The organism is Gelidibacter pelagius (assembly GCF_017581925.1).
Taxonomy (GTDB): Bacteria; Bacteroidota; Bacteroidia; order Flavobacteriales; family Flavobacteriaceae; genus Gelidibacter; species Gelidibacter pelagius.
Map to the genome: position 1 here is coordinate 1 of NZ_JAGEVG010000046.1, position 2,941 is coordinate 2,941.

The following is a 2,941-nucleotide window of genomic DNA, read 5'->3' on the forward strand; positions in this document are numbered from 1 at the left end:
AAAATAGAAACGGGAGAAAAGAATAAAGAGCAAGGAGCCAGGAGCCAAGAAGCAGGAGAAAAGAATAAAGATAAAAGAGAATAGAAAATAGAAACATGAGAAAAGAATAAAGAACCAGGAGTCAAGACAAAATAAAATAGAAACACGAGTCAAGATTCAAGATTCGAGGGTTTAGGAGTGATTAATTGTTGAAGGTTGAAGATTGTTGATTTTTGAATAACGAATAACGAATAACGAATAACGAACAACGAATAACGAATCATTAATAAGGGTCAACTTCATTCAGGGACATTCACACTACCCACTACCCACTATCCACACTACCCACTATCATCCTCCCTCCATCCACCACAAATTCCTTTACAGACAACTTTTTTAGCAATTGAGAAAAGAAACACTTCTTCTTAGTTGTAAATTTATAAAGAACCAAAAATCAGACATTATGAAAATTTATCATCAATTATTCGTCCCCGTTGTCACGTCCCTATTAATGTCCTGTGATTTTAGTAAGAACAATTCTCCAGATCACAGTACTACTGGGACGACGATTCCTGAAAATAAGGAGATAACCAATACCACCAATTATCAAACCACGGGCAATTTTGATACCATAGAAGGAAGTTATATCAACCAAGATAAAGTGACCGATAGTTTAGGTGAGAACTGGAATTTGGACAATCCGAAAAGAAAAGAAGATTTGTATTCGGCCTTTGATATGACCGAAGATCAAATTCAGCGTTATGAGAATGCCCTACAGACTTGGAAAGAATCTGAGAAGGACGACGCTTTTAAGTTGCTTTCTGCCAATGCAAAAATAAAAGAGGAGGATAAAATATTAAAGGATATCCTAGACGACTCTCAATACGAGCGTTATAAAAAATGGTCGAGAGCCAATGACCTAAGAAAATAGAATATTTGGAGATGTTCTACTTTAAGTTGAGCTAGAAAGTTTATTGCTTCAATCTTTTCAAATGCTAGGTGGCTGTTTTTTAAGAAAAGACGCGATTGGGATAATTATAAACGCTAATAATAGGCTTTTGTGTTATTTCAAACACTTTTGTGTTATTTCAAACAATTTGACGCTTCGAGAAAGTCATTTTTAAAGAAGAGGATTAAGAGTAGCACATAAGGATGCATACGCCAGGATCAATTGGGATTTTATGGATGTAAGTGAAAGAATGTTTAAATTTAATAGTATTCCTAAATCTTAAGCCTTTCTCATCCAGTCTTTTCGAGTTAAAACTTTAATTGAATGAGCATAGTTTTAGGATGAGGTAATATTAAATTTAGAAGTGCACGAAGATGTGTCCAAATTCAAATTCCAATTAACTAAAAAATATAATTATGGCAGAGATTAAAATTGAAAAGAAAAAACCAATTTGGCCATGGATTCTCGTGGTTCTAGTCATTTTGGGGATTATTGCGTATTTGGTTTATGCGAATCAAGAACGTGATGATTATAACGACGACTTTGATGATGGTGTCATCAATGAACAGGTGGTAGAACCTGACACTAAGCCATTAGACACAAGAGGCGCCTACGCGCCTGGAACTGCTTATGACCAATACACAGCCTTTGAAGGGTCGATTCGTGATTCGACACGTATCGCTTTGGATTCATCGTACACAAAGAAAGCGTACTACAATTTATGTAAAGCAGTTGCAAAAAAGGCAGATGAAAACAACGTGGAGGATTCACAGGCATTAACTGATTTGAAGGAGTTCTCAATGTTGATCACCAAGGTTTCAAGTCCGCTAAGTAGCGCGGAATCTGCGAAAAACTTTAAAACTGCGAGCGACAAGGTTGCAAAAGTATTGGAAGACATCCAAATAAAGAGTTATCCTGAACTGCAATCACAAGTTGCTGATTTGAAACAAGTGACCTCAGAAATGGATGGTTATATCAGTATGGATAAACAGCAGGACAACATTACTCAGTTTTTACAGAAGAGTAGGGATGTCCTAAAAGCAATGAATAATTAAAAACAGATCATTATGGCAGAACAAAATAAACACCTTTATTATATTGATGAGCTTTCTGATTATAAGATTTCAGATGGCTACCCAGATGTTAGAGGCTGGGATGTTAAGGACATTGACAATCGTGTGATTGGTAAGGTAGATAATCTTCTGGTCAATAAAGAGGCCGAGCGCGTTGTATATCTTGATGTCGAAGTGGATAAAAGCATCATTGATGCCAAATACGATCCTTACGGAAGGCCAGTCCAGACAGAAGTAAGAGAGTTTGTTAATAAGGATGGCGAGAATCATATTATTATTCCTATTGGCTTGGTCGATTTAAATGAAGACTCCAATTATGTTTATACAGATATCATAGACCACCGTACGTTTTCAGAAACCAAGCGATACCGAAAAGGAGGAAACATTAATAGGGCTTATGAAAATCAAGTTTTGGGTTCTTATCAACGTAGACGTACAGGAAGTGCTGATAGCAGGGATTTAGACGTCTTTAAGGATGAAATTCGTTTACGAGAAATCATTCGAGAAGAGATTAGACGCTACCATCATGACATTGATAAGGATGTGACGTATGGAACATTGGAAACACATGATGCATCCAGACCAAGGGTTGATGATGACGTTCTTATTGAAGATGAGATCGAATTAAGCCAGCGACGATCAAATGACGAGGTTTATGACGACGACAATTTTTACAAACGTAGAGAGTTTGACGATAAACGCTTTAAAAAGCGGACGCCTGGTCTATAGGTATTGCCATTTAGATTAGGGAGATAATATTTGAGAAGAGAATTCACCATCGGTGGGTTCTCTTTTTTTAGTGAAACCCAAAACTCAAAAGCGAAGCGCATTGAGTTTTGATGGTTGTCCCGATAGCTCCTTGAATCCGCAAGTCTTCCAAAAAAAATGCCGCAAAACCTTATTGGATAAAGCTTTGCAGCTGTGTAATATTCACTTAAAT

The 2,941-nt window shown here is 36.8% G+C and carries 3 protein-coding genes; all 3 read left to right on the forward strand.

Annotation, left to right across the window (positions count from 1 at the left end; all coding sequences use genetic code 11):
* The first annotated feature begins 442 nt into the window (after positions 1-442).
* The 3 genes from J4051_RS18685 to J4051_RS18695 all read left to right on the forward strand — a co-directional run bounded on the left by J4051_RS18685 (position 443) and on the right by J4051_RS18695 (position 2,730).
* The gene (locus J4051_RS18685) at positions 443-910 is read left to right on the forward strand and encodes a hypothetical protein (protein ID WP_208235408.1); all 468 of its coding nucleotides are present in this window, start codon (positions 443-445) and stop codon (positions 908-910) included.
* A 434-nt stretch (positions 911-1,344) separates the two neighbouring features.
* Complete coding sequence (locus tag J4051_RS18690) at positions 1,345-1,983, forward strand: hypothetical protein (RefSeq protein WP_208235409.1); 639 nt, start codon at positions 1,345-1,347, stop codon at positions 1,981-1,983.
* A gap of 12 nt (positions 1,984-1,995) precedes the next feature.
* Positions 1,996-2,730: a PRC-barrel domain-containing protein gene (locus J4051_RS18695; RefSeq protein ID WP_208235410.1), complete on the forward strand. Its 735-nt coding sequence runs from the start codon at positions 1,996-1,998 to the stop codon at positions 2,728-2,730.
* Positions 2,731-2,941 lie beyond the last annotated feature (211 nt).

Excerpts from the sequence above, each read along its gene's own strand:
- J4051_RS18690 (WP_208235409.1), top strand. The coding sequence starts at position 1,345 with ATGGCAGAGATTAAAATTGAAAAGAAAAAACCAATTTGGCCATGGATT.
- J4051_RS18695 (WP_208235410.1), top strand. The coding sequence starts at position 1,996 with ATGGCAGAACAAAATAAACACCTTTATTATATTGATGAGCTTTCTGAT.
- J4051_RS18685 (WP_208235408.1), top strand. The coding sequence starts at position 443 with ATGAAAATTTATCATCAATTATTCGTCCCCGTTGTCACGTCCCTATTA.